Annotated in this window: 24 protein-coding genes and 1 riboswitch; of the genes, 18 read left to right on the top strand and 6 right to left on the bottom strand. The window is 71.6% G+C overall.

The window, feature by feature from the left end; all coding sequences use genetic code 11:
• Positions 1 to 34 precede the first annotated feature (34 nt).
• The 4 genes from HGA03_RS17190 (at position 35) to HGA03_RS17175 (ending at position 4040) form a co-directional block, all read left to right on the top strand.
• On the top strand, positions 35 to 466 hold the full coding sequence (locus HGA03_RS17190; RefSeq protein ID WP_168631511.1) for a MobC family plasmid mobilization relaxosome protein: 432 nt from the start codon (positions 35 to 37) through the stop codon (positions 464 to 466).
• Positions 466 to 2073, top strand: coding sequence for a relaxase/mobilization nuclease domain-containing protein (locus tag HGA03_RS17185; protein ID WP_210732625.1), 1608 nt, complete (start codon positions 466 to 468; stop codon positions 2071 to 2073). The genes HGA03_RS17190 and HGA03_RS17185 overlap by 1 nt, the downstream gene beginning before the upstream one ends.
• 86 nt (positions 2074 to 2159) lie before the next feature.
• Complete coding sequence (locus HGA03_RS17180; RefSeq protein WP_168631509.1) at positions 2160 to 3068, top strand: hypothetical protein; 909 nt, start codon at positions 2160 to 2162, stop codon at positions 3066 to 3068.
• A gap of 156 nt (positions 3069 to 3224) precedes the next feature.
• Entirely contained in the window at positions 3225 to 4040 is an 816-nt protein-coding gene (locus HGA03_RS17175; RefSeq protein WP_168631508.1) for a hypothetical protein, read from the top strand.
• Here the strand turns inward: HGA03_RS17175 and HGA03_RS17170 are convergent.
• The 3 genes from HGA03_RS17170 to HGA03_RS17160 are packed head-to-tail and all read right to left on the bottom strand — an operon-like array spanning position 4026 to position 5984.
• On the bottom strand, positions 4026 to 4313 hold the full coding sequence (locus tag HGA03_RS17170; RefSeq protein ID WP_239073687.1) for a glutaredoxin family protein: 288 nt from the start codon (positions 4311 to 4313) through the stop codon (positions 4026 to 4028). The genes HGA03_RS17175 and HGA03_RS17170 overlap by 15 nt on opposite strands.
• 43 nt (positions 4314 to 4356) lie before the next feature.
• Positions 4357 to 5769 (bottom strand): peptidoglycan DD-metalloendopeptidase family protein, encoded by a 1413-nt coding sequence (locus tag HGA03_RS17165; RefSeq protein WP_168631506.1) that lies wholly within the window; start codon positions 5767 to 5769, stop codon positions 4357 to 4359.
• Positions 5763 to 5984, bottom strand: coding sequence for a hypothetical protein (locus tag HGA03_RS17160; protein WP_146840867.1), 222 nt, complete (start codon positions 5982 to 5984; stop codon positions 5763 to 5765). The genes HGA03_RS17165 and HGA03_RS17160 overlap by 7 nt, the downstream gene beginning before the upstream one ends.
• 259 nt (positions 5985 to 6243) lie before the next feature.
• On the opposite strand from HGA03_RS17160, the gene HGA03_RS17155 reads away from it, so the two are divergent.
• Positions 6244 to 7425 (top strand): YibE/F family protein, encoded by a 1182-nt coding sequence (locus HGA03_RS17155; protein WP_239073686.1) that lies wholly within the window; start codon positions 6244 to 6246, stop codon positions 7423 to 7425.
• 43 nt (positions 7426 to 7468) lie between these two features.
• Here HGA03_RS17155 and HGA03_RS17150 read toward each other — a convergent pair whose 3' ends face one another.
• Positions 7469 to 8257: a prolipoprotein diacylglyceryl transferase gene (locus tag HGA03_RS17150; protein WP_168631505.1), complete on the bottom strand. Its 789-nt coding sequence runs from the start codon at positions 8255 to 8257 to the stop codon at positions 7469 to 7471.
• Between the two features lie 191 nt (positions 8258 to 8448).
• On the opposite strand from HGA03_RS17150, the gene HGA03_RS17145 reads away from it, so the two are divergent.
• The 8 genes from HGA03_RS17145 (at position 8449) to HGA03_RS18530 (ending at position 13583) form a co-directional block, all read left to right on the top strand.
• Complete coding sequence (locus HGA03_RS17145) at positions 8449 to 9180, top strand: response regulator transcription factor (RefSeq protein ID WP_168631530.1); 732 nt, start codon at positions 8449 to 8451, stop codon at positions 9178 to 9180.
• Positions 9177 to 10310, top strand: a complete 1134-nt coding sequence (locus HGA03_RS17140; RefSeq protein WP_168631504.1) for a sensor histidine kinase — start codon at positions 9177 to 9179, stop codon at positions 10308 to 10310. The genes HGA03_RS17145 and HGA03_RS17140 overlap by 4 nt, the downstream gene beginning before the upstream one ends.
• A 79-nt stretch (positions 10311 to 10389) precedes the next feature.
• Complete coding sequence (locus tag HGA03_RS17135) at positions 10390 to 10704, top strand: glutaredoxin (RefSeq protein ID WP_203767597.1); 315 nt, start codon at positions 10390 to 10392, stop codon at positions 10702 to 10704.
• The gene (locus HGA03_RS17130) at positions 10704 to 11675 is read left to right on the top strand and encodes a cytochrome c biogenesis CcdA family protein (protein WP_168631503.1); all 972 of its coding nucleotides are present in this window, start codon (positions 10704 to 10706) and stop codon (positions 11673 to 11675) included. The genes HGA03_RS17135 and HGA03_RS17130 overlap by 1 nt, the downstream gene beginning before the upstream one ends.
• Entirely contained in the window at positions 11672 to 12298 is a 627-nt protein-coding gene (locus HGA03_RS17125; protein WP_168631502.1) for a peroxiredoxin family protein, read from the top strand. Before HGA03_RS17130 ends, HGA03_RS17125 begins: the two co-directional genes overlap by 4 nt.
• A 25-nt stretch (positions 12299 to 12323) precedes the next feature.
• Positions 12324 to 12461: a hypothetical protein gene (locus tag HGA03_RS17120; RefSeq protein WP_168631501.1), complete on the top strand. Its 138-nt coding sequence runs from the start codon at positions 12324 to 12326 to the stop codon at positions 12459 to 12461.
• A 45-nt stretch (positions 12462 to 12506) separates the two neighbouring features.
• Complete coding sequence (locus HGA03_RS17115) at positions 12507 to 13124, top strand: DUF305 domain-containing protein (protein ID WP_168631500.1); 618 nt, start codon at positions 12507 to 12509, stop codon at positions 13122 to 13124.
• Positions 13125 to 13298: 174 nt separating this feature from the next.
• Positions 13299 to 13583 (top strand): hypothetical protein, encoded by a 285-nt coding sequence (locus tag HGA03_RS18530; RefSeq protein WP_203767594.1) that lies wholly within the window; start codon positions 13299 to 13301, stop codon positions 13581 to 13583.
• A 105-nt stretch (positions 13584 to 13688) separates the two neighbouring features.
• Here the strand turns inward: HGA03_RS18530 and HGA03_RS17105 are convergent, their stop codons facing one another.
• A complete protein-coding gene (locus tag HGA03_RS17105) occupies positions 13689 to 14699 on the bottom strand; it encodes a M15 family metallopeptidase (RefSeq protein ID WP_168631499.1) in 1011 nt (336 codons plus the stop codon).
• Between the two features lie 604 nt (positions 14700 to 15303).
• Here HGA03_RS17105 and HGA03_RS17100 point away from each other — a divergent pair.
• The 3 genes from HGA03_RS17100 to HGA03_RS17090 all read left to right on the top strand — a co-directional run bounded on the left by HGA03_RS17100 (position 15304) and on the right by HGA03_RS17090 (position 20096).
• The gene (locus HGA03_RS17100; RefSeq protein WP_168631498.1) at positions 15304 to 18009 is read left to right on the top strand and encodes a heavy metal translocating P-type ATPase; all 2706 of its coding nucleotides are present in this window, start codon (positions 15304 to 15306) and stop codon (positions 18007 to 18009) included.
• An 85-nt stretch (positions 18010 to 18094) separates the two neighbouring features.
• Positions 18095 to 19657, top strand: a complete 1563-nt coding sequence (lnt, locus tag HGA03_RS17095) for an apolipoprotein N-acyltransferase (protein ID WP_168631497.1) — start codon at positions 18095 to 18097, stop codon at positions 19655 to 19657.
• On the top strand, positions 19647 to 20096 hold the full coding sequence (locus tag HGA03_RS17090) for a hypothetical protein (RefSeq protein ID WP_239073685.1): 450 nt from the start codon (positions 19647 to 19649) through the stop codon (positions 20094 to 20096). Before lnt ends, HGA03_RS17090 begins: the two co-directional genes overlap by 11 nt.
• 79 nt (positions 20097 to 20175) lie before the next feature.
• Here HGA03_RS17090 and HGA03_RS17085 read toward each other — a convergent pair whose 3' ends face one another.
• Positions 20176 to 20826: a C40 family peptidase gene (locus tag HGA03_RS17085; protein ID WP_239073684.1), complete on the bottom strand. Its 651-nt coding sequence runs from the start codon at positions 20824 to 20826 to the stop codon at positions 20176 to 20178.
• A gap of 139 nt (positions 20827 to 20965) precedes the next feature.
• A riboswitch (cyclic di-AMP (ydaO/yuaA leader) is annotated at positions 20966 to 21145 on the bottom strand.
• 311 nt (positions 21146 to 21456) lie between these two features.
• Here HGA03_RS17085 and HGA03_RS17080 point away from each other — a divergent pair.
• Together HGA03_RS17080 and HGA03_RS17075 are read left to right on the top strand one after the other, a co-directional pair.
• On the top strand, positions 21457 to 22851 hold the full coding sequence (locus HGA03_RS17080) for a multicopper oxidase family protein (RefSeq protein WP_168631495.1): 1395 nt from the start codon (positions 21457 to 21459) through the stop codon (positions 22849 to 22851).
• Positions 22848 to 23345, top strand: coding sequence for a DUF2752 domain-containing protein (locus HGA03_RS17075; protein WP_168631494.1), 498 nt, complete (start codon positions 22848 to 22850; stop codon positions 23343 to 23345). The genes HGA03_RS17080 and HGA03_RS17075 overlap by 4 nt, the downstream gene beginning before the upstream one ends.
• The last annotated feature ends 85 nt before the right edge of the window (positions 23346 to 23430 follow it).

The raw sequence follows: 23430 nt of genomic DNA, 5'->3' as shown, positions 1-23430 counted from the left end.
GGGTGCGGGGTCGCTGCGCTGGCCGGGAGGACGCATGAGCGAGCAGGAGCACCGCAGTGTCGGGCGTGCTCGCGTGCTCGGTCGTGCGCGCCGGGAGAACGTCGAGGGCGGCCGGCGAGGACGGTTCGTGGTGAAGTCCACGCCGGAGGAGGAGCTGCGGCTTCGGACCCTGGCCGCTCAGCACGGTGTGAGCGTTCCGCGGCTGCTGGTGGAGTCGACGCTGGCGGCGCACGCCGGGCCGGCTGACGACGCGCCTCTGACGATCACCGAGCGCCGGCAGGCTGCCGCCGAGCTGTTCGGCATCAGCCGCCTGCTCGGCACGGTCGCGAACAACGTCAACCAGATGGCGCGGGCGACGAACGCGACCGGCGAGCTGCACGAGGACCTCGAGGCGACGCTGCGGTACGTGCGTGAGGTGCTCGGCCCGCGCGTCGAGCGCGCGGTCGACGAGGTGGTCGCCCAGTGATGCCGAACGTCACCCGCGGCGGGCGGATGCCCGGCCTGCTGGTGTATCTCGCCGGCGACGGACGGCACAACGAGCACCGCGATCAGCACGTGGTCGCCGGTGACCCTGCGCTCATGGCGTGGCACGCCGACGAGCAGCTGGACCGCGCTTCGGCCCTGGCGATCGCCAAGCACCTGGACGCCCCGAGCCGGGTGTTCGGGACCGAGGTCAACGCCCCCCTGTACGAGTGGAGCGAGGAACGTCAGCAGCGCGTGAAGGTCGGCTACGGCGACGCGCACGTGTGGCACTGCTCCCTGTCGCTGCGCGCCGAGGAAGGCGTGCTGCCCGACTCCACGTGGTCGCAGATCGCCGAGGACTTCGTGCGCCAGATGGGGTTCACCGACGACTCGGGGAAGGCGCCCTGTCGGTGGGTCGCGATCCGCCACGGCGTGTCCCAGGCCGGCAACGACCACGTCCACATCGCGGTGAACCTGGTTCGCGAGGACGGGACGAAGGCCACGACGTGGAACGACTTCCGCCGGGCACAGGAGATCTCGGGCCGCCTGGAGAAGGCGTACGGGCTGCAGGTCCTCGAGTCGCGGGAGCTCGGCCTCGGCAGCCGCGGCGTGCGCCCGGCCGAGCTCGGCCGCGCCGAGTCGCGCAGCGCGCGCGACACGCAGCGCGCCGCACTCGCGCGGCGGGTGCGAGCCTCCGCTACCGCGAGCCGGGACGAGGCGGAGTTCGTGCGCCGGCTGCGGCGCGAAGGGCTTCTCGCGAGGCCGCGCTACGCAGCCGGACGCGACGACGTCGTGCTCGGGTACTCCGTCGCCCTGCGACCGAACGCGGGGGAGCGACCCGTCTGGTTCGGTGGCGGCACCCTCGCGAAGGACCTCACGCTCCCGCGGCTGCGGTCGACCTGGCCCGACAGCCCTCAGACAGCCAGCGACGCCGTCGCTGAGTGGACCGCCGCAGGCCGAGGACAGCGCCCGGTGCGCCCGGGCATCGAGGTCGACGCGCCCGATCCTCGGCTGTGGGACCAGTACGCCGAGCAGATCGGTGAACTGAACGAGCGCCTGCGCAGCGTCGCGCCGGACGACACGGCGACCTGGACCCAGGTCGCCCGCGAGACCTCGGGTGCGTTCGCGGCCTGGTCGCTGCGCACCGAGGCCGAGCCGGGGCCGCTCGCCGACGCCTCCGACGCGCTCGCCCGCTACGCCCAGGTGCGCGCCGGTTCGGCACCGAGCAAGCAGATCACCACGCCGGCGATCCTCGGTCTGTCCCGGGTGCTGCTCGTCGCGGCCGACCGGGGCCAGTCGCGCACGTCGCAGGCGTACATGGTCCGGCAGCTCGCGAACACGCTGCACGCGCTGTTCCAGATGCAGCAGGCCATGCGCCACGCCCAGGCCGCCGCGGTGACCGAGTGGGCGGTGCGCGAGCGGCTCGCCGTCGTCGCTGCACGCTCGGCGGCGCCGGCAGCCGCGCGGCCGGCTCCCGTCCCGGGCGCGCTATCGGTCGAGCAGGCGACCGGAGGCGCCGGGCCGCGACTGCGCTCCCCGCTGCCGAACCCACTGGAGCCGCGGCCGCGCACGACGTCAGCGGCGCAGCGCGACGACGGGATCGAGCGATGACGCGCAGATAGGCGCACGCCGGCGGCCGCGGCCGGCCTCGAGGGCTACCAGTCGGGGGACCAGGAGCCATCACGAGGGAGAACGACATGAGCGAGAGCGACGGGGTCGACGAGACGATCCGCGGCGGCATGCGCACCGCCATCACCGCTGCCGGCTACGCCGGCCAGCAGGTCGCACAGGTGGTCACTGACCGAGCGCGTGCGGCCGCGCAGGAGCGCGAGCTGGCCGCGCGCGACCTGCAGGAGCGCTACGACGCCGAACGCGCGTCCGCACGTGCACACGTCGCGGTGGTCGACCGGCAGGAGTGGTGGGAGACCGCCACACAGGCGAAGGTCGCCAGGGTGTGGGAGACGGCGAACGCATGGCGCGGGCAGGATCCCGACATCGACCGTGCCGCGCAGACCATCGACCGGCAGGTTCAGGAGCGCTACGGCGTCGACCCGGCGCAGCTAGCCGAGCAGGTCCGCGCCGAGCGCGTCGCCGAGCTGCGCGCCGCCGCCGCCCAGCAGTCCGAGTACGAGCACGCTCGCCAGTGGGCCCACGAGCACGACCCGGGCTTGCTCGCCGACCACGACCGCGAGCTGATGGGGTCGGACAACGCGCGCGACGACGCGCGCACGCGCGAGCGGTTCGTCGAGACCTGGCGGGACCGCACCGGCGCCGCCGTCGACGGCGGCGCGCACCGCGCGGCCGACCGGGTCGACGAGCTGTCGGCAGCGGCCGTGCTCGCCGAGCCGGGCGAGGGGCGTGTCGCTGCCAGGACCGAGCTCGCGCGTGAAGCGGAAGTGCCCTACGACTCCGCGGAGCGCCGCCAGCAGCTCGCCGCGCGCCTGGATGGCGCCGGCATCGACAGCGAGGCCAAGGAGGCCCGTCTGATCTCCGATGCGTCCCAGGCCGTGCCGGCGAACGAGGCGATCGTCCGCCGCAGGGCAGCCCCCAAGGCGCGCCGCGCACGCCCCCAGGGCCGGCAGCAAGACAAGTCCCTCAGCCGGTAGTACGCGCTGCTGGCTGCGTTCGGACGGTCCATCTCGGGCAGGCCGAACGCAGCCAGTGCGTACGCATCGTGGTGGCACCTACGACGCGCGCGGCGGCGCTACGAGCAGACTGGCAGGTTCACCTACAGCCAGTTCCGGAACGTCTGGGTGCGCCTGATGGCGGTGACCGCCTTCCTCGTCTGGCTCGACGAGAACGGCGCCGAGCTGGACGCCCTGGAGCAAGCCACGCTGGACCGCTGGCTCGACGACGTCACGAGCGACCAGCGCAGCGCGACCGGGGACTTCCTGCGTTGGGCCGGCCGGCGTCGCCTCGCCCCACGCCAACTGGCGGTCACCTATCCCGAGGCACGTGAGCCGACCATCGTGCTGACCGACGACGAGCGATGGGCTGAACTGCGACGGTGCCTCACCGACCGGACGATCCCCGTCGACGTCGCGACGGCGGGCGCGATGTTGCTCCTCTACGGACTGCCCCTCATCCGCATCGCCGAGCTCACGAAGTCGAACCTCAACTCCGACCCCCGCACGGGCTCCGTCGACGGGTTCCGCCAGACCGCGGGCGGCCACCTGATCGAGGTCCCGCCAAGGCTCGGGCGCATGCTCGCGCAGCTGCCTGCCGACGTGGCGTCGAGGGGGACACCCCTGATCGAGTCGAGGGCGGGCGGTCCGGAGTGGCTGTTCCCCGGCAGGGGCGCCGGCGGCCACGTCACCTACACAGGCCTCGCTGAGCGCCTGCGGCGCCACGGGATCTCGGTGCGACAGTCCCGCAACGCAGCCCTCATCGGGCTCGCCGCCGACCTGCCCGCACCCGTGCTCCACGACCTGTTTGGACTCAGCATCGCCGCCTCGGTGAGATGGGCTCGCCGGGTCGGGCGTGACTGGACCGGGTATGTGGGCATCGTCAAGAAGAGCCAGAGCCAACGAGGAGGTCCGGCCGTCAGGAGTCCGTTCAACGCGTCAGGCGGTCGGTGACCCGGTCCGGTCCCGGAGCGCCTTCGCCAGCTTCTTGCGGGGCAGACGGCCGGAGGAGAAGTACTGCCCGTCGAGCAGGACCAGCGGGTTCATCGCCGGCCGGTGCCCGGCGATGAGTGCGCGCCCCTCGTCACTGTCGATGTCGACGACGCGGATCACGAGCGGGGTCTGCTGGGACATGGCGGTCAGGGCGTGCTTCGCGTCGTCGCAGAAGTGGCACGCGGGGGCCTGCACGACGGTGATGACGGGCAGGTCAGACGGCGTGGTGGACACGGGACTCCTCGGGCTGGGTCGGATCGACGGGCGGTTCATGTGGTCAACGCAGGCCCAGGAGCGGGGCGGGGTCGACGGTCTTGCCGCCGACGTACACCTCGAAGTGGAGATGACACGCCCCGGACAGCCCGGTGTTCCCGGAGTAGCCGATGAGCTGGCCCCGGCTAACCTGCTGGCCCGAGGACACGACAGATCGGGTCAGGTGGTTCGAGCTGCTCATCAGCGACTGCCCGTTCACGGTGCCGTAGTTGAGCATGACCTGGTTCCCGAAGCCGTTGCGCCATTCCGACCACTGGACCGTGCCGTCGCGCGGGGCGTAGAGCGGGGTGTTGCAGTAGGTGCGCAGGTCGATGCCGGCGTGCAGCCGGTAGTACCCGAGGATCGGGTGCAGGCGCATGCCGTAGTTCGACGTGACGTACATAGGGTCGATCGAGGTCGGGTTGGAGAACAAGACGCCGCTGGACGCGGGCGGTGCGACCGGCTGTGCCGCCTGCCCGGGGGCGGGATTCGGAGCGGGGCGGACCGGTGCTGCGGGCGCTTGCTGCCGCGCCGCCGCCTCCTCCTGCGCGGCGATCTGCGCGATCTCGGCCTCGGCGGCCGCGCGGATCGAGTCGGCCGCAGCCTGCTCCGCCTGCGCCTGGCCGCGCATGCCCTCGATGCGTTGCGCTGCGGCACTCTGGTCTGCGACCGCCTGCTGCAGTGCGATGGTCTGGGTCTGCTGCTCGGCTCGTGCAGCTTCAGCAGCCTCCGCCTGCGCCTCGGCCGCCGCCTCCATCTCGGTCAGGGTGCCGACGACGGCAGCCAGCCGGGCCTGACCTGTGCGGGCGTTCGCTTCGAGCACGACGAGCTCCTCGAGCGCACGACTCTGCAGTCGCTGTGCGGTCGCGACCGTCTCCGCGCGGTCGACGAAGTCCTCCATGCTCGCCGCGCCGACGACGACCTCGAGCGCCGCGGTCGATCCCGAGCCCTGGTAGGCGCTCCTGGCGAGCTGTGCGATCGTCGAGCGGACTTCCGCGCGGCGCGCGGCGTCGGTGTCCAGTTCGTCCTGGAGCGTCTCGCGCAGACCCACGGTGTCCTCGAGTCTGCTCTGCGCGAGAGTGGCCGTGCGTTGGGCGGAATCGGCCTGGACGGTCGCGGCGTCGAGTGCCGCCTGCGCGGCGGGAAGCCGCGCCTTCGTCTCCTCAAGGGTGAGCACCGCCTGAGCGAGATCCGCCGAGAGCTCCTCGACCGACTCCTGCAGCAGCTCGTACTGGCGCTCTGCGGCGTCGGCGCGCTGCTGAGCGGCGCGTTGCTTGTCGTCGAGGGTGTCCCCGGCCGCGCTGTCGACGGGCGCGAGAGCCGCGGTGAGCGTGAGCACCGCGGCCGCGGCGAACCCGGCGGGCGCGAACCTGCGCTGGCGAGTGCGCCGGGCGCCAGATGCTGCCCTGCAGGTGGGCTCTCGAGCGACCATCACCATCGGTTCACCGGGGCATTCGAGGCGGCTGCGTCGAGATCCGCCCGCAGGCGCCGGTACAGGTCGATGTCGATCTCACCCGAAGCCAGCCACTCATCGAGCGCGGCACGCGGCGTGCTCGCAGCGCGGGACGGGAACAACCGCGAGACAGCCCACACCGCCAACGCGACGACCGCGACCCACACGCAGCCCATGACGACCCATCCGAGGGCACTCATCTGGCACCACCACATCCCCCCGCGCTCCTCACCGGTCGACTCCTGCTCCGCATGCCCTCAAGCCTCTCGGCGCGCGGTCAAGTCTTCGCGGTCGCGGCATGAAGGTCTGATCAAGATGGCCGGTTCCGGGACCAACGGCACGGCCGGTGACCGGGTGCGGCTCCCTACCGTGTGCCCGCCGCCGGGCGCCTGACCCGGGGCTGGATGGGGTCAAGTTGTGAGTCGCCCTCGGAACCGGCTGACGGTCGTCGTCAGCGCCGTGCTCATCCCGCTGCTGGTGCTGGCCGTGGCAGCCATGGCCGCGACCTGGCCCGGTGAACGACGCCAGACCGCGCGGGTCATCGAGCCCGTCGAGGTGCAGTACCCGACGGCCGTGGTCACCGGGACCGCCCAGGAGAGCTGCCAGGGGACCGTCGAGGACCAGCGACCGGACGGCAGCATCCCGGAGACGGTCACCTGCCTGCGCGTCAGTGCCGACGTGACCAGCGGCCCGCAGGCCGGACGGAGCATTCAGATCTGGGCCACCGCCACGTTGACCCCGGACGACGTGGGCGCGGGCACCCGCATCGTGGTGGAGTGGTATCCCGCGACCCAGACCGACGACGAGGTGTGGGCGTGGCACGACTTCCAGCGCAGCCTGCCGCTCGGTGCGCTCCTGGCTCTCTTCGCGATCTCCATCGTGCTCGTCGCCGGCTACCGAGGAGCCAGGGCGCTGCTGGGCCTCATCGCCGCGTTCGCCGTGATCGGCGTCTACGTCCTGCCAGCGCTGCTCGCCGGCGAGAACGCGGTCGTCGTGGCGCTGGCGGCCTCGACCGTCATCATGACCGCCGTGCTGTACCTGGCGCACGGGCTCTCGCTGCGCACCTCCACCGCGCTGATCGGGACGCTGGCCGGCCTGGCCCTGACCACAGGGCTCGGCGCCCTCGGGGCGCGATGGGCGCACCTGTCCGGGGTGACCAGCGAGGACGACTACCGGCTGGCGCAGCTACTCGGCGACGTCGGCGCTGTCTCCCTGCGAAGCCTGTTCCTCGCCGGGCTCGTCCTCGCAGGCCTCGGCGTGCTCAACGACGTCACCATCACGCAGGCCTCGGCGGTCTGGGAGCTGCGCGCCGCGTCCCCGCACGCCACGCGGCTCGAGCTGTTCCGCGGCGGGATGCGGATCGGGCGCGACCACATCGCCTCCACGGTCTACACCATCGCGTTCGCGTACACCGGCGCATCGCTGCCGGTCCTGCTGCTGCTGCTCATCTACCAGCTGCCGCTGCTCTCGACCCTGACCAGCGGGCAGTTCGCCGCCGAGATCGTGCGCACCGCGGTGTCCTCCGTCGGGCTCGTCCTGGCGATCCCGCTCACGACGGCCATCGCCGTCGTGGTCGTGACAGCGACCGGCGCAACCGTTCCCCGACACAGCCTCAGCCACGGCCACAGCCACGCGATGTGAGAGCGGTGGGGCGGCTCAGCGCACCGGGGCTTCCGCTGCGCTACTAGCGCACGACCGCAGGCGCCGCGTCGTCGCTGTCGTCGCTCGACTCGATCGGCCGCGGCGGGTTCGAGCGGCGCGAGAGCAGCACGATCACGGCGCCCGCTGCCACGCTGAGCACCGACCACAGCTGCGGCTGCGTGAGCCCTGCGACCACGGGGGTGTTGACCCGCAGGTACTCCACGGCGAACCGGGACAGACCGCTGAGCACCAGGTACCCCCCGAACAACCCGGCACCCGGGAGCCATCGGCGAGCCGACCACAGCACCCCGGCGATCACGAAGGCGGCGATCGTCTCGTACAGCGGGGTCGGGTGGACGGGCACGGTGCTGGGAACCGCGCCGTGCGGGAAGGCCATCGCCCAGGGCAGGTCGCTCGGCCTGCCGTAGGTTCCGTCACCGGCGAGGAAGCAACCCAGACGACCCACGCCGTACGCGACCGTGAGCGGGATCGCCGCCGCCCCCGCGACCTGCCCGAGCGGCAGACGGTGCCGGCGGATCACGACGAGCGCGGACGCCACGCCGGCGATGAGCCCCCCGTACCAGGTGAACCCCATGCCGCCCAGATGGTGCCAGCTCAGGTCGTCGACGTTCTCCAGCAGGAAGTAGACCTTCGCGCCCACGAACCCCCAGATCGTGGCCCAGAACACCAGGGAGTGCGCGCTGTCACGCTTGAGCCCCAACCGGGTGAACCCCCGTCCCAGCAGATAGGCGGCGATCAGCGCGGCCGCGGCCTTGCTCACGCCGTAGGTCTGGATGTCGAGGCCGAAGATGCTGAACAGGACGGGGCGCACGTCGGGTCTTCCTGTCGTCGGGATTCGCCGACAGGGGAGCCGGCCCGGCCACGGTCTCGCGGTCAGGTTGAGAGCACCCCGCGAAGTCGGTTGACGTTGGATCAAGCAGGCCGTGACCGGCTCGAACGTTCGATCAAGGTTCGATGAAGCCACCGACCGGTGCGACGCTCTCGCTCGAAGCCGGCGACACAATGGCCCGCATGAACCCTCCTGTCGCCCTGCGTGCCGTGGTCGTCGATGACGAGAAGCCGCTCGCCGCCGTGATCGGCGGCTACCTCGAGCGCGAGGGCTTCGAGGTCACGCTCTGCCATGACGGGACCGAGGCCGTCGCCCTGCTGCGCGAGGTTGACCCGGACGTCGTGGTCCTCGACCTCGGGCTCCCGGGCCTGGACGGTATCGAGGTGTGCAGGCAGCTGCGGACCTTCTCCGACTGCTACGTCGTCATGCTGACCGCGCGTAGCGAGGAGGTCGACACCCTCATTGGTCTGTCGGTCGGCGCCGACGACTACATGAGCAAGCCGTTCAGCCCGCGCGAGCTGGTCGCGCGGATCCGCGTTATGCTGCGCCGACCCCGGCACCCGGCACCACCCGCACCGGACGCCGTGCCCGCCTCGGACGCGCGCGTCATCTCGATCGGGGGACTGCGGCTGAACCTCGATGCCCGCGAGGTCGACGTCGACGGCGAACGCGCCCTTCTCACCCGCCTGGAGTTCGACGTGCTCGCGGCCCTCGCCTCACGTCCGGGCATCGTGTTCTCGCGACCTGCCCTGATCCGTGCGGTCTGGGGTGAAGGCTGGGTCGGCGACGAGCACCTGGTCGACGTCCACGTCCTGCACGTGCGCCGCAAGCTCGGGGACACCGCACAGGAACAGCGGTTCGTGCGCACCGTGCGCGGTGTCGGCTACAGGATGGGCCCCGGATGAACACCCGCGACGCGATCGGCCCCGGCACTCTCGGCCGTCGCCTCTTGGTCTCGATCGCCCTGGTGCTCCTCGCTGCCGCGGTCACCGCCTGGATCGTGGCGACCCTCGTCGGGCCCGCGCTGTTCCACGAGCACCTGCTGCAAGCGGGCGTCCAGGACCACGAGCTCGCCGACCTGCACATCGAGGAGGCGTTCCAGTCAGCCAGCACCATCGCCCTCGCCCTGGCGATCGTGGTCGCCGGCGTGACCGCGCTGGCGGTCAGTGTGCTGCTCACCCGCCGCATCGGACGCTCCGTGGCGCAGATGTCCCGCGCCGCCGCGCAGATTGGTGCCGGACGCTTCGACGCGCGCGTCCCGCTGCCCGGGATCGGCACCGAGTTCGACACGCTGGCCGCCGCGTTCAACACCATGGCCGCGCACCTAGAGGATGACGCGCGACTGCGCGAACGGCTGATCGCCGACGTCGCGCACGAGCTGCGGACCCCGGCGGCGACCATCGCCGCGTACATCGAGGCGATCGAGGACGGGGTGCGCGTGCTCGACACCGAGACCGTCGCCGTCCTGCACGACCAGGCTCAACGGCTCAACCGCCTGGCGCGCGACCTCGCGGCGGTGACCCGCGCCGAGAGCGGCGAGCTGGACCTGCAGCTGGCCGACGTCCCGGCCTCCGACCTCCTTGACGCCGCGGCGCTGGCCGGACGCGAACGCGCCGACACCGCCGGCGTGAGCATCGAGGTGCAGGCAGCCCCCGGCGCCGGGACGGTCCGGGTCGACCGGGTCCGGCTCGCCCAGGTCCTCGACAACCTGGTCGTCAACGCGGTGCGGCACACACCAGCCGGCGGGACGATCACCTTGCGCGCCGCACCGAGCGCGCCGGACACCGTCGAGCTGACGGTCGCCGACACCGGAGAGGGGATCCCCGCCGAACACCTGGAGCACGTCTTCGAGCGGTTCTACCGGGTGGACAGCGCGCGCGATCGCGGCCGCGGTGGATCCGGCGTCGGTCTGGCGATCTGCCGCGCGCTGGTGCACGCCCACCACGGCTCGATCCGCGCCACATCCGACGGCACCGGCCACGGCTCGACGTTCATCGTCCGGCTTCCCGCCGCACCCCGGAACACCACCCCCTAGTGAGCAGCACCCTCGAGGCTTCATCGGAAATCAATGCACCCCTGACCGCCACGCAAGAACCGCACGGCACCGTTGAGGCATGCTCGAGTTCTCCGGGGCCTGCCCAGGTGCGCCCACCCCGCGTGTCACGGTGGTCCGTTCACCCGCGTGCCACCTGTGCGACGCCGCGCTGCAGACCCTCGGGCGGCTGCGCGAGGTCGTCCCCCTGGACCTCGAGGTCCTCGAGATCAATTCCGAGGAGGGTGCGCGGCTCGTCGCTCAGCACCGGCCTGCGATGAGCCCGCTCGTCCTCCTCGACGGCGCGTTCGTGAGCTCGGGCAAGCTGCGTTCTGGCCGCCTGCTGGACCTGCTGCGCGAGCGCGGCAGCGACGTCCACCTCGCGGCGGTGCGCTGATGGGGTCCCAGCTGCTGACCACGGGCAGCGTCCTGGCCGCGTTCTTCGCCGGCGGCGTCGCCCTGTTCGCTCCCTGCTGCATCGTGTTCCTGGCGCCCAGCTACCTCGCCGGGGCGGTGAAGAACCGTCGCTGGCGCCTGCTGCCCCTGACCTTCGTGTTCGCGGCCGGGCTGTCCACGGTGCTGCTGCCCATCACCCTCGGCGTCAGCATGGTCGCCGGGGCGATCGCCAAGTACCACGCACCCCTGTACTACGCCGGCGGGGCCCTCATGCTCGCCCTGGCGGCCCTGGCCCTGTCGGGGCGGATGTGGTCGCTGCCGAGCGCGTTGCGCACCCCGGACACGCGCCGCGGCGACACCGGCAGCTTCTACGCGCTCGGGGTGTTCTCCGGCATCGCGTCCAGCTGCTGCGCGCCGGTCCTGGCCGGCGTGATGACGCTGTCGGCCCTGTCCGGGTCACCGGCCGGCGGGCTGCTCCTGGGGCTCGCGTACGTCTTCGGGATGGTCTTCCCGCTGTTCGTCATGGCGTTGATCTGGGACAAGGCCCGGCTGCGCGACCGGCGCTGGCTGAGCCCCAAGCTCGTGCGTGTGCGTCTGGCCGGACGAACCCTCGTCACGAACTCGCTGAACATCGCCGTCGCGGTCGGCTTCACCGTCATGGGAGTCGCCGTCATCCTGCTCGCCGGCAGCCCCGACATGACCCGGGGGACCGAGGCGCAGGCGGCGATCGGCCGCGGCCTGACCACGGTGTTCTCCCGGTTCGAGGACTGGAGCTCACCCATTCCCGAGCCGGTCCTCGGACTCGGACTGGTGGCACTGGCCGCGCTGTTCGTCTGGGGCACCCTGTCCGAGCGGCGACGCTCCAGGACCACGAGCTCGCCCGCGGCCGAGACCACACCCCAGGACACCCACGAGCCGCACGCCGCGGCGGAGAACAGCTGCCACGGCGACCACGAAGGAGCCGCACGATGACGTCCGCCAAGGTTGCCCGGGAACGACGGGCCGTCGCACTCGCGCAGGTCCGCGAGGACCAGCGCCGGCACGACCGGCGCCGCAAGCTCGTCATGACCGGCGCGTCGGCGCTGATCGTCGTCCTGATGGTCGCGGTGGTGACCGCAGCCCTGCTCAGCGCCCGCGAGACGACCTCCAGCGACCTCGGGCCGGCACCGGACTTCACGCTGCAGGCCAGCGACGGATCGAGCGTCACCCTCTCGGACTTCCGCGGTTCGCCGGTCGTCCTGTACTTCAACGAGGGCGCCGGCTGCGGGTCCTGCCTGCAGCAGATGGGCGAGATCGAGAAGGACCCCGCCTTCGCGGAGGCCGGCATCACCGTGCTGCCCATCGTGATGAACACCGCCGAGCAGATCAGCGCTGACATGGACACCTACGGCGTCACCACCCCGTTCCTGCTGGACGACGGCACCGTCTCCGAGGAGTACGGGACGCTCGGCACCGGCATGCACGAGGGGCTGCCCGGACACAGCTTCGTCCTGGTCGACGCCGACGGCGAACGCGCGTGGTCCGGCAACTACCCGTCCATGTGGCTCGCGCCCCAGGACCTGCTCAAGGAAGTCCAGGCCCGGCTGCCTGACTGACCACCCACCGACCACAGGAGACCCCATGAGCGACAGCTGCTGCCAGTCCAGCACCGCCGAGACGACCGCCCCGGCCCACGAGTGCTGCGGCGGGACCCGCTGCAGCGGCGCCACCGCCGACGAGCACACCACGACCGACAGCACGACCACGCCCGTCGCCTGACCCCCGGCACGCGACGAGCCCTCAGCCGACCGAGGAGCACCCCTCATGTCCCCGAAGATCCCCCGAGCCGTCGCCGCCGTGGCAGCGACCCTCACACTCGGGCTCCTGCTCAGCGCCTGCTCGACCGGCGAGCAGACCTCGACCGACCAGCAGAGCCCCTCCGGCGCGACCAGCACGGCGGCAACGTCCGTCGAGCACAACGACGCCGACGTGGAGTTCGCCCAGATGATGATCCTGCACCACCAGGGCGCACTCGACATGGCCGTGCTCGCCGAGGGCCGCGCCCAGAGCGAGCCCGTGCAGGAACTCGCCGCGCGGATCCAGTTCGCCCAGCAGCCCGAGATCGACCTCATGACCTCCTGGCTGCAGACCTGGGGCGAGCAGCCGGCCGAGGCCGACGACTCCATGGGTGGCATGGACCACTCCGGTGAGCACACCGGCATGGCCGACGACGGCCAGATGCAGCAGCTCCAAGACGCCGGCGCCGACTTCGACCGGATGTTCCTGGAGATGATGATCGACCACCACACCGGCGCGATCACCATGTCCGAGGACTACCGCAACCGCGGGCAGAACGAGGACGCACTCGAGCTCGCCGACACGATCATCGCCGACCAGACCACCGAGATCGCCGAGATGAAGGCACTGCTCGCGGACATGTGAGCCGCCCCGCGATCGCGGCGCCACCGGTGCACCCCCGTGCCGGTGGCGCCGCTGTCTGCGTCCGGGCCAGATCCTTGATCGAGCCTTGACCGCACCCGCGGCCTGACCTTCACCCCGGGTGATCACGATGGGGAACGACCCAGTCCCGCACCAGCGAGCGAATCGGAGCACGACGTGATCAAGCACCACCTCAAGCACATGGCGATCGGGGCGGCCCTCGTCCTGGCGCTGCTCCTGGCCTTCGGAGTGGACCTGTCCCGGGCACTGCCCTACGCGCTGCTGCTCGCGTGCCCGCTGGGCATGGTGGCGATGATGTTCTTCATGGGCCGCGGCAACGGGCACGTCCACGGCCCGCACGACGGACCCACCAGCCACGACCACGACCACGACCACGACCACGAAACCACGCCGCCCGCCGGCGGTGGGCTGACCCGCGAGGACCACGAGCGGATCCCCTGAAGGACGCCCAGCCGACAGGGAAAACGGCGCCGCGCCACGGTCGCGCGGCGCCGTTCGTCCTGCTCGGCACCTGAGTGACGCGTCCGGCAGTATCCCCGGCTGCGCTCAGCCGACGTACTCCCAGTGCCACGGCTCCGGCTTCGAGCCCGAGGCGCGCGCCCAGCTCGGCAAGGTCCACCCGTACTCGCCGGCGTGCTCGAGCAACCACTCGTGCTCGCTCGTCCCGAACGACGACGCCCCGCCCCCGAAGTCGACCGCGACCCCGGTCCCGTGGTTCGAGGTCCCGGGCGTGGCGCACAGACTGCCCTTGTTCCGCCGGCAGGCGACCTGCGCCGCGTAGGACCGGTAGGAGTCGGTCACCACCAAGCTGGTCGAGAACACCCGCTCGAACGCCGTGTTCAGCTCCTCGAGCGCGTCTGTGGCATCGCAACGCTGCTGATGGCCGGGCGCGAAGTCCAGCTCACACAAGGCGCTCAGCGGGATCTCGCCGTTGGCGTACTGGTCGAGCGAGGTCCGCTGCGCCTGCTTGCGCGCTGCCGCCTCCTGCTCAGCCACCCGCGCGGCAGCGGCCGCTACCGCGGCCTCCTGCGCCTGCGCGGTCACGACCTGGAGCTCGGCCGTCAACGCCGCGACCCGGTCGGTCCGAGCCAGGAGCAGCGACACGGCTGCGTCCACGCTCGCCCCGGATCCACCATCGGAGCGGACAGGCGCGGCCACCACGGCGTCGGAGGCCTCCGGCAGGGACTGCGACAGGGCGGTCGCCGTTGTGGTGGGCGCGGGTTCTGCCTGCTCACCGGGCGTCGAGATCACTGCATCCAGGGGCCGCACCGGGGAGGGGGCCACAGGTGGCTGAAGCGCCAGGACCGCGGGTTGGGCCGCCTGAGTCACCGTGATAGCGGCCCGCAGGTCGCCGATCGCCTCGTCGAGCTGCCACGTCGCCTCGGCGGGGACCGAGGCCGCAACGGCCGCCGTCTTGACGGCCTGCGCCGCGCGCAGCGTGCCGCTGGCCTCGATCACCGCCGCCTGCCGATCCTCTACGACGCGGGCCGGGGGGAAACCCGGCCCGCCCGGCGCCGAGGCCGCCGGTGTGGGCATGGGCTCGATCGTCCCGGCCACGCCCTGTTGCACCCCACCCAGGGAGGCGGTGGCGAACCCGGCCACGCCGAGCGCGACGGCGGCGGCGACAGCGGCCTTGGCCGCTCCGCGTCGGCGCCGGGCGCGCTCCTGCTCGCGGCGGGCGGAACGCGATACGACGTCCCGCGGTCGGCGGACCCCTGCCGCGGGCGCTCCAGGAGCTGACGACTCCGCCTTCAGTGCGTCGTCGGCAGCATCGCTCGGCAGAGCGTGTCGCCCTCGAGCTGGTGGGCGGTCCGCAGCCTGTGGACGCGTGTCCGGATCGACCTCCGCGGCCGACTGCGGAGCTGCGCGGTGACGCGCCATGCCGGCGTGCCGAGCCGTCACCGGGTGGACCTGCAGGGCGCCGCATCGGGGGGAACTCGCACCGCACCAGCGTCGAAGAGAACTGCCCAAGCCTCGGTTGGCTCTCGGTGAAGATTCGATCAGGGGCACCGGGAGGGCGAGCTCTTGACCCAACCTCAACCCGGGGCTCACCGAATCGCAGGGAGCATCGATCTAGTGTCGACTCATACCCCCAGGGGGTATGGCCGATGCCGGCGGAATGAGCGGCCGGCCGCTACGGGATCTTCCAAGGGGTCAAGCCATGGTCGCGTTGATCGTGATTTTCACAGCCGCCGTTCTGACAGCAGGACTGGGGTGGTACTTCTTCGGGCCGCGCACCAGCAGCCGCGCCGAGCTCCGCGACGGAAGACAGGTCGCCACCATCGTCGTCAAGGGCGGCTACTCACCGGACGTCATCGAGGTCGTCCGCGGAACGCCCGTGCGGTTGCGCTTCGACCGCCAGGAGACCGGCGACTGCTCCTCGCGCCTGGTCCTGCCCGAGTTCAAAGTGAACGCCGCCCTCGCGGCGCACCGTGTCACCGAGATCGACTTCATACCGACCCAGTCCGGTGAGTTCGGCTTCGCCTGCGGGATGAACATGCTGCACGGCACGCTGCGGGTGGTCGACGACCCGACGGACCCCGAGAGCACCCTCGTCGAGCCCGACCACCGCACGGGCCGCAGTTCGGAGCCCGAACACGACCCCCTGGTCCAGGGCGCCATCGACACCGAAGCCCGGGAACGCGCCGCGGAGGTCAAGGACTTGCGCAACCGCGTGCTCGCCGGGACGGCATTGACCACCCCCGTCCTGCTCGCGGTCATGGCGACCACGCTCCTCGGGGCTACCTGGGTGCCGCCGGTCTTGCTCGACCCGCTCGTGCAGCTCCTGCTGATCGCGCCGGTCATGGTGTACACCGGGGCGCCGATCCACCGCACCGGATGGCTCGCGTTGCGCCACCGCGCGGCCGACATGAACTCCCTGATCACCCTGGGCACCATCGCGGCGTTCGGGTTCAGCCTGATCGCGACCTTCACCCCGGGTCTGCTACCCGCGGAGTCCCGGGAGGTCTACTACGAGGCGGTGGGCGTGATCATCACGCTCATCCTGCTCGGGCGGCTCCTGGAGACACGCGCGAAGGCGGGCACCGGCGAGGCGATCCGGGCACTGATCGGGCTCCAGCCGCGCACCGCGCGCGTCGAGCGCGGCGGGACGCAGATCGACGTCGAGATCGAAGACGTGCAGCGCGGCGACGTGGTGATCATCCGCCCCGGCGAGAAGCTGCCCGTCGACGGCGAGGTGCTCGAGGGAGCCTCAGCCGTCGACGAGTCCATGGTCACCGGCGAGCCGATGCCCGTGGCCAAGTCGGTGGGCGACACGGTCATCGGCGCGACGATCAACCAGACCGGTTCCCTGCGCTACGTCGCGACCCGGGTCGGGGCCGAGACGATGCTCGCCCAGATCATCCGCCTGGTCCGTGAGGCACAGGGCTCGAAGGCACCCATCCAGCGCCTGGTGGACAAGGTCTCGAGCTACTTCGTGCCCGCGGTCATGGCGGCAGCCGTGTGGACGTTCGTCGCCTGGTACCTCGTGGGGCCACCGCCGTCCGTGGTCTACGCCCTCGTCGCGGCGGTGTCCGTCTTGATCATCGCCTGCCCGTGCGCCCTCGGGCTCGCGACACCACTGTCGATCACGGTCGGCACGGGCAAGGGCGCCACGAACGGCATCCTCATCCGCTCCGCCGAGGCCCTCGAGACCGCGCACAAGCTGGACACGATCGTCCTGGACAAGACCGGCACCATCACCAACGGCGCGCCCGTGCTGACCGACGTCCTGCCCACTCCCGACTTCCAGGCCGACGAGCTCCTGGCACGTGTGGCCTCCGCAGAACAGGCTTCCGAGCACCCCCTGGCGTCCGCGATCGTTGCGGCAGCTCTCGAGCGTGGACTGCGCCTGAGCCGCCCGCAGCAGTTCGACTCCGTCACCGGACAGGGCATCATCGCCGTGCTCGACGGCTCCCAGGTCCTGGTGGGCAACGAGCGTCTGCTTAGCGGACACGGGGTGGCCGCGGGTGCGCTGCTTCGCGAAGCCGGCCGGCTCGCCGCGGAAGGCAAGACGGCGATGCTCGTCGCGATCAACCGGATGCCCGCCGGGGTCATCGCCGTCGCGGACACGGTCAAGGACACCTCCGCCCAGGCGGTCGCAGCCTTGACCGCCCGCGGCATCGACGTGGTGATGATGACCGGCGACAACCGCGTCACGGCGGGTGCCATCGCCCGCCAGGTCGGCATCGCACGTGTCGTCGCGGAGGTTCTGCCGGAGCACAAGGCCAGCGAGGTGCGACGCCTCCAGGCCGAGGGGCGAGTGGTCGGCATGGTCGGCGACGGGATCAACGACGCGCCCGCGCTCGCCCAGGCCGACGTCGGATCCGCGATCGGCACCGGCACCGACGTGGCGATCGAGTCCTCCGACATCACCCTGATCTCCGGATCGCTGACGGGACTCGTCACGGCGATCGACCTGTCGCGCGCGACGATGCGAAACATTCGCCAGAACCTGGTGTTCGCGTTCGGGTACAACGCCATCGGCATCCCGATCGCCGCCGGCGTGCTCTACCCCGCGTTCGGACTGCTCCTGAGCCCCATGCTCGCAGCGCTCGCGATGGCGCTGTCGTCGCTGTCCGTCGTCGCGAACGCCAACCGCCTGCGCCGGTTCACCCCGCGCGCCCTGGCCGTCAGCACCACCAGCACACCGCACGCCGAACCAGCCGTCCACGTGACGGCCGAACACGAAGGGCACACCACCATGACCCCCAGCTCCCAGGCACCCGTGGTCGACCCGGTGTGCGGCATGACCGTCGATCCTGCGGAAGCGGCGGCCACCCGGCAGTGGCGGCAGCAGACGTTCTCCTTCTGCTCGACGCAGTGCGCAACCACCTTCGACGGCGAGCCTGCCGCCTACGCATCCTGACCAGCCGCGCCACATGCCCGCAGCGACTGCGCCCGTCCTCCCGTCCCCGGTGCCCCGAGCCCGCGCGCTGCGTCCAGGAGGCTCAGTGCGCTGGCTCGGGGCGGCCGCGGCCGGAGGGCTGATCACCGCGGCGGCCTTCCCTGATCTTGGCTGGTGGCCGGCAGCGCTCGTCGGGGTCGCGCTGCTTGCCGCGCACCGTGAGGTGGAGTCGGTGCGCGCGGTCACCGCAAGGTGGTTCGTCTGGGGCCTGAGCTTCTTCCTCGTCCACGTCTCCTGGGCCCAGCAGGCCGCCGGCGCAGTGGCATGGTTCGCCCTGGCCACTGTCGAGTCGATCCTCGTCGCCGCGGTGGGAGCAGCCTGGGCGGCGGCCAGGCGGGCGCGCTGGGTGACTAGCCGCACGACGGTCCAGGCTGTCGTCTTTGCGTCGGTCTGGGTGGCGGGGGAGCAGCTCCGCGCGGTCTGGCCATTCGGCGGCTTCCCCTGGGGCAGGCTGGCCTTCTCGCAGACCGATGGCCCGCTGCTGGGTCTGGCGTGGCTCGGCGGCGCGCCGTTGGTGTCCTTCGCCGTGGCGCTGATTGCGTACCTGCTGACCGCGACGCTGACAGCCTGGCGCCGGGGCGAGGTCCGCACGGGTGTCTGGCTGACGGCCCTGGCCGCGGCGGCGGTGCTGGTGGGACCGGCCGTGCCGCTGGACACGAGTGCGCAAGCCGGGACGCTGCGAGTCGGTGTCGTCCAGGGGAACGTGCCCGAACCAGGCACGGACGGGGCCGCCCGGGCCTGGCGAGTGCTCACCAACCACGTCGAGGGCACCAAGTCGTTGGCCACGCAGCCCGGAGCGGAGCCTGTCGACCTGGTGATCTGGCCCGAGAACGCCACCGACATCGACCCGCGTCAGGACCCGCGGGCTGCAGCACTGGTGCAAGAGGGGGCCGCGGCGATCAACGCCCCGATCCTGGTCGGCACAGACCGCGACACCCCCGCAGGGCGCTACAACGACATGGTCGTGTGGGATCCCCGGCGGGGGCCCCTGACGTCCTACTCCAAGCAGCAACCGGCTGCGTTCGGCGAGTACGTCCCCCTGCGCGCGTTGGTCCGCGTGTTCTCCCCCGAAGTGGACCGCGTCAGCATCGACATGATCCCTGGGACGAAGCCCGGGGTCCTGTCCGTTCCGGCCCCCCGCCTCCACCGCGACATCCCGGCCGCCACCGCGATCTGCTTCGAGGTCGCCTACGACAACCTCGTGCGTGATGCAGTGGTCCGAGGTGGGCAGTTCATCGCGGTGCCCACCAACAACGCCTCGTTCGGACGCAGCCCCCAGTCGACCCAGCAGCTCGCCATGTCCCGCCTGCGGGCGGTGGAGCACGGGCGCGCCGTCATCCAGGCGTCCACGGTGGGGGTGAGCGCCGTGATCGCTCCCGACGGCACGATGAACCTCCGGACGTCGCTGTTCACCGCGGAGACCCTCACTGCGCAGATCCCCTTACGCACCGCACTGTCACCAGCGGACCGCGCACGGGACGCCCCGGTGGCGGTGGCGACGGTCGCGGCACTGATCGCCGTCGGCTCGGGCGTGGTGACCAGCCGCCGACGCCGACCTCCCGTGCACCCGTCTCGGCCCGGGACTTCGTCGGACCTTCATGAACCCTGAACGGAGCATTCAGCACACCGGGTCGAGCCTGGTGGCCATGCCACCGGAACCGGTCGACACGCCTGCCCAGCTCGCGGACGCGACGAACCCCCGATCCCGCACCCGAGCGCTGTGGTCCGCAGCGAGCAGCGCGCTCGGTGCGGTGGTGGGACTGGCACCGCACGTCCTGCACCACGTCGGCCCGTTGGTCGGTACTGCGATTGTCGCGGGTTCCGGCGGGACCGCCCTCTTCGGCGTGCTCGGGCTGGCCGCCACCGTCCCCATGCTGGTCAAGCTGCACAGGCGCAGCGGGTCGCTCTGGCTGCCAGCCGGCGCTCTCGTGCTCTTCGCGATCGCCTTCGCGTTCTCCACCTTCGTCCTCGGGCCGCTCATCAGCGGTGAGGAGCCGACGGTCCCCAGCAGCGACGTGCACGAAGGGCACCATCCCGCCGACAGCTGAAGCTCCCGACGGTGCACCTCCACGCCGCCCGTCGGCACAGCGCTGTACGGCGCGACCGCGACGCCGCACAGCGCTGGCGTCAGCCGACCCGGATGAACACCGGCGAGGTCTGCCAGATCTCGCGGATCTGCACGGCCTTGCCCGGAACCGGCGCATCGACCTGCAGGTTCCCGCCGGCGTAGATCGAGATGTGCCCCGGCGACCAGATCAGGTCGCCGGGCTGAGCCTGGTCCCGCGGCACCTCGACCCCCGCGTACCGCTGCTGCGCGGACGTCCGCGGCAGCGTCACCCCGACCTGCGCGTACACGTACGAGGTGAACCCCGAGCAGTCGAAGCCGCTGGGCGTGGTGCCGCCCCACACGTAGGGCACCCCCACGAGGCTCGATGCTGCCTCGACGATCGCGCTGCCGTTCGCGCTGGCCGGCGCGGGCGCCCCGATCCCGGGCGACGGTGCAGGCGTCTCGTCCCGGGCCGTGCTGCGAGTCGCAGCCGGGGCCTGCTCGGGCTGCGGCTCCGGCTCCGGCTCGGGGGCCGGCGGTGGCGTTACCGCCGTAGCAACGGGATTGTCGAACGTCCAGGTCGCCTCGGCCGGAGTCGCGACGACCGGCCCGGACTCGATCACCGCTCTGGCCGCCGACGTGAGTCGTGCAGTGTCCAGCAGCGCGATCCGGCTCTCGTGATGGGAGGGCACCGCCGCGGACGCCGGGGCTGCCACCAGGGAGACGACCATGCCCGACGTCGCCACGGCAGCTCCGGTGCGGCGCCCGGCGGCAGACAGACCGGAGGCGGCCACGGCCTGTGCGTCGGTCAGGGGCGTTCGGCTGCGCCCGGCCGCGCGGTGGCGCGCTCGGGCGAAGGGGCGTGCGGGCATCGACGACTCCTGCCGCCTGCGAGGTGAGCTGTCGGGTTCGGGCCGGAGCAGCCCGGCCGGTCCATCGAGACCGGCTTCACCCCAAGGGCACGACGTGCCCGTCCATCCTGGTTCCCCCGCTCCTGCCCGTGCGGTCTGCGGGTCGTCGAGCAGCGGCAGGACTCGGCGTTCTGCTCGACCCACCCAGTCGGCGCCTGGGTCGCGACGATGCTAGGCAGCCCATGCGGTGCTGTCATCGCCCACCGGCGCAATCCTGGCGTGCGAACAGGTCTCGAGACCGCCGCACGGCGCCCCGCAGGGCGGGCGAAGTCGCTGGTCGCGAGCGTTCGTCTCGCGCACGGTGTGTCGTGGACGCACGCACCGCCTCGTCGGGAACTTCAGCGAAACTTCATGGAAGCCGCTGAAGCGGCTTGATCTACACAAGCGACGCTAGACGGGAGCCGAGGGGTCCCCAGACCCCGGATCGATCGCCTGAGGAGCACCCCGAGCATGATCCGCCGTCGTCCTGTCGTCGTCGCAACGACCGCCGTCGTCCTGGCCGCGGGCGGTGCTGCGTTCGCGGTCAGCCGTGCGCTGGCTCCCGCCGCAGACACCGCGGTCCAGGAGAGCATCGATCTCCCCGCGGTCGACCGGTACGACATCACCGGAGCGACCACGCAGGGGGTCGTCGACCTCGACATCACCACCGCAGAGATGACGCTGGGTGGTCGGTCCGTCGAACGGTATCTCTACGCGGACGCTGCAAGCGAAGTCGTCCACGGGGCCGGGGTGCCGATCGTCGTCGACGTAGGGCAGCGGCTGCAGATCGACGTCACGAACTCGACCGACACCGCGACCAACATCCACTGGCACGGGATGAGCGTGCCCGCCGACCAGGACGGTCCAGGCATCCTGATCGACCCCGGACGAGAGCACCGGTACGAGTTCACCGCTGCCCGCCCAGGAACGTACTGGTACCACTCACACGAACGACCGGTGCGCGACCAGGTCGATCGCGGCATGTATGCACCGTTCATCGTCCGCGAACCCGCGGACGCGCGCTACGACCTCGACCAGGTCCTCGTGCTCGACGACTGGGTCGTGGATCGCACCACCGGTCACATGGAGGTCGTCGGCGACGTCGACACCGTCAACGGCCGCACCGGCCAGGACATCGAGCCGATCAGCATCACCGGCGGGCAGATCGCCAAGCTCCGGCTGGTGAACGCCTCGACCGCCAAGACCCAGGACCTGACGTTCCCACTCGACGTGCGCGTCACCCACACCGACGGCGCACCCCTCGTCGAGCCCTACAACACCCGCCGGCTCAGCATCGCCCCAGGCGAGCGCTACGACGTCGAGGTCGCCCCGGTCGGCCACCTGGGGTCGGGCTTGTCGATCACCAACGAGCGCGACAACGGAATGACCATCCCCGTCCACTACACCGCCTCGGACGCTCCCGCGGCCGTCTCGCCCTTCATCCCGCCCGCACCCAGCGACCTCGACCCCGACCTGCTGAGCCGCGAACCGGACATCGAGATGGTGCTCGCCGACGCGATGACGATGTCCGCAGGCATGGGCATGGCCTGGACGATCAACGGCGACGTCTTCCCCGACGCTGAGACGTTCGACGTGCAGGTCGGGCGCACCTACCTCGTGCGTTTCCGCAACGCCGGGCAGCACCGAATGGACCACCCGATGCACGTGCACGGCGCGCACTTCCGGGTGCTATCCACCGACGGCCAGGCCCTCGAGCGGGAAGTGTGGAAGGACACCGTGGCGGTGCCACCGGACAGCTACGTCGACGTCGCCGTGACCTTCGAGCAGCCCGGGACCTGGATGGTCCACTGCCACATCCTCGATCACGAGGACGCCGGGATGATGACCAGCATCACGGCGACATGAGACGGCGCGACCGGCGCCCGCCGCGGCAGCCACCCGGCCCGACCCACGTCGCCACCCCGCCGGCGTCGCGCTCGTGGATCACCGTCAGCCTCGACGAGCGAGACCGGTGGCCGGCGCTCGCGCCCGTCGCAGCGCTCGGTCTAGTGGCCGCAGGGCTGATGGCCTGGCTGGGCCTGCCGCCGGTGGACCTTCACGGGCCGCTGCACCGCTGGTTTTCTGTCATGGACCCCCTGTGCGGCGGAACGCGGTCCGTGCGGCTCGCCGCGATGGGCGATCTCGCAGCAGCATGGAAATACAACCCGCTCGGCCCGATCCTGATGACCGGGGCCGCGCTGGCTGTGCTGCGGTGGTGCGCCGGCACCGCGACCAGCAGATGGCTCGGGCTCGACCTCGCCGACCGCCGGCCTGCGCGTGCCGCTGCGGGGCTGATCACGACACTGCTGCTCGCCTTGCTCGCGGTCCGCCAGCAGCTCAACGTCGAGCTCCTGCGGTAGCCCGCGCCCGACCGCGTTCATCAGACCTTGACCGCATCGTGAGCGCGCCTCGACGGCCAGCTCATAGCGTTGCTGCCGAGTCGGT

The organism is Cellulomonas denverensis, assembly GCF_012396125.1.
Lineage (GTDB): Bacteria > Actinomycetota > Actinomycetes > Actinomycetales > Cellulomonadaceae > Cellulomonas > Cellulomonas denverensis.
The sequence above is the reverse complement of the archived record's forward strand: the minus strand, read 5'-3'. Positions and strand labels throughout refer to the sequence as shown.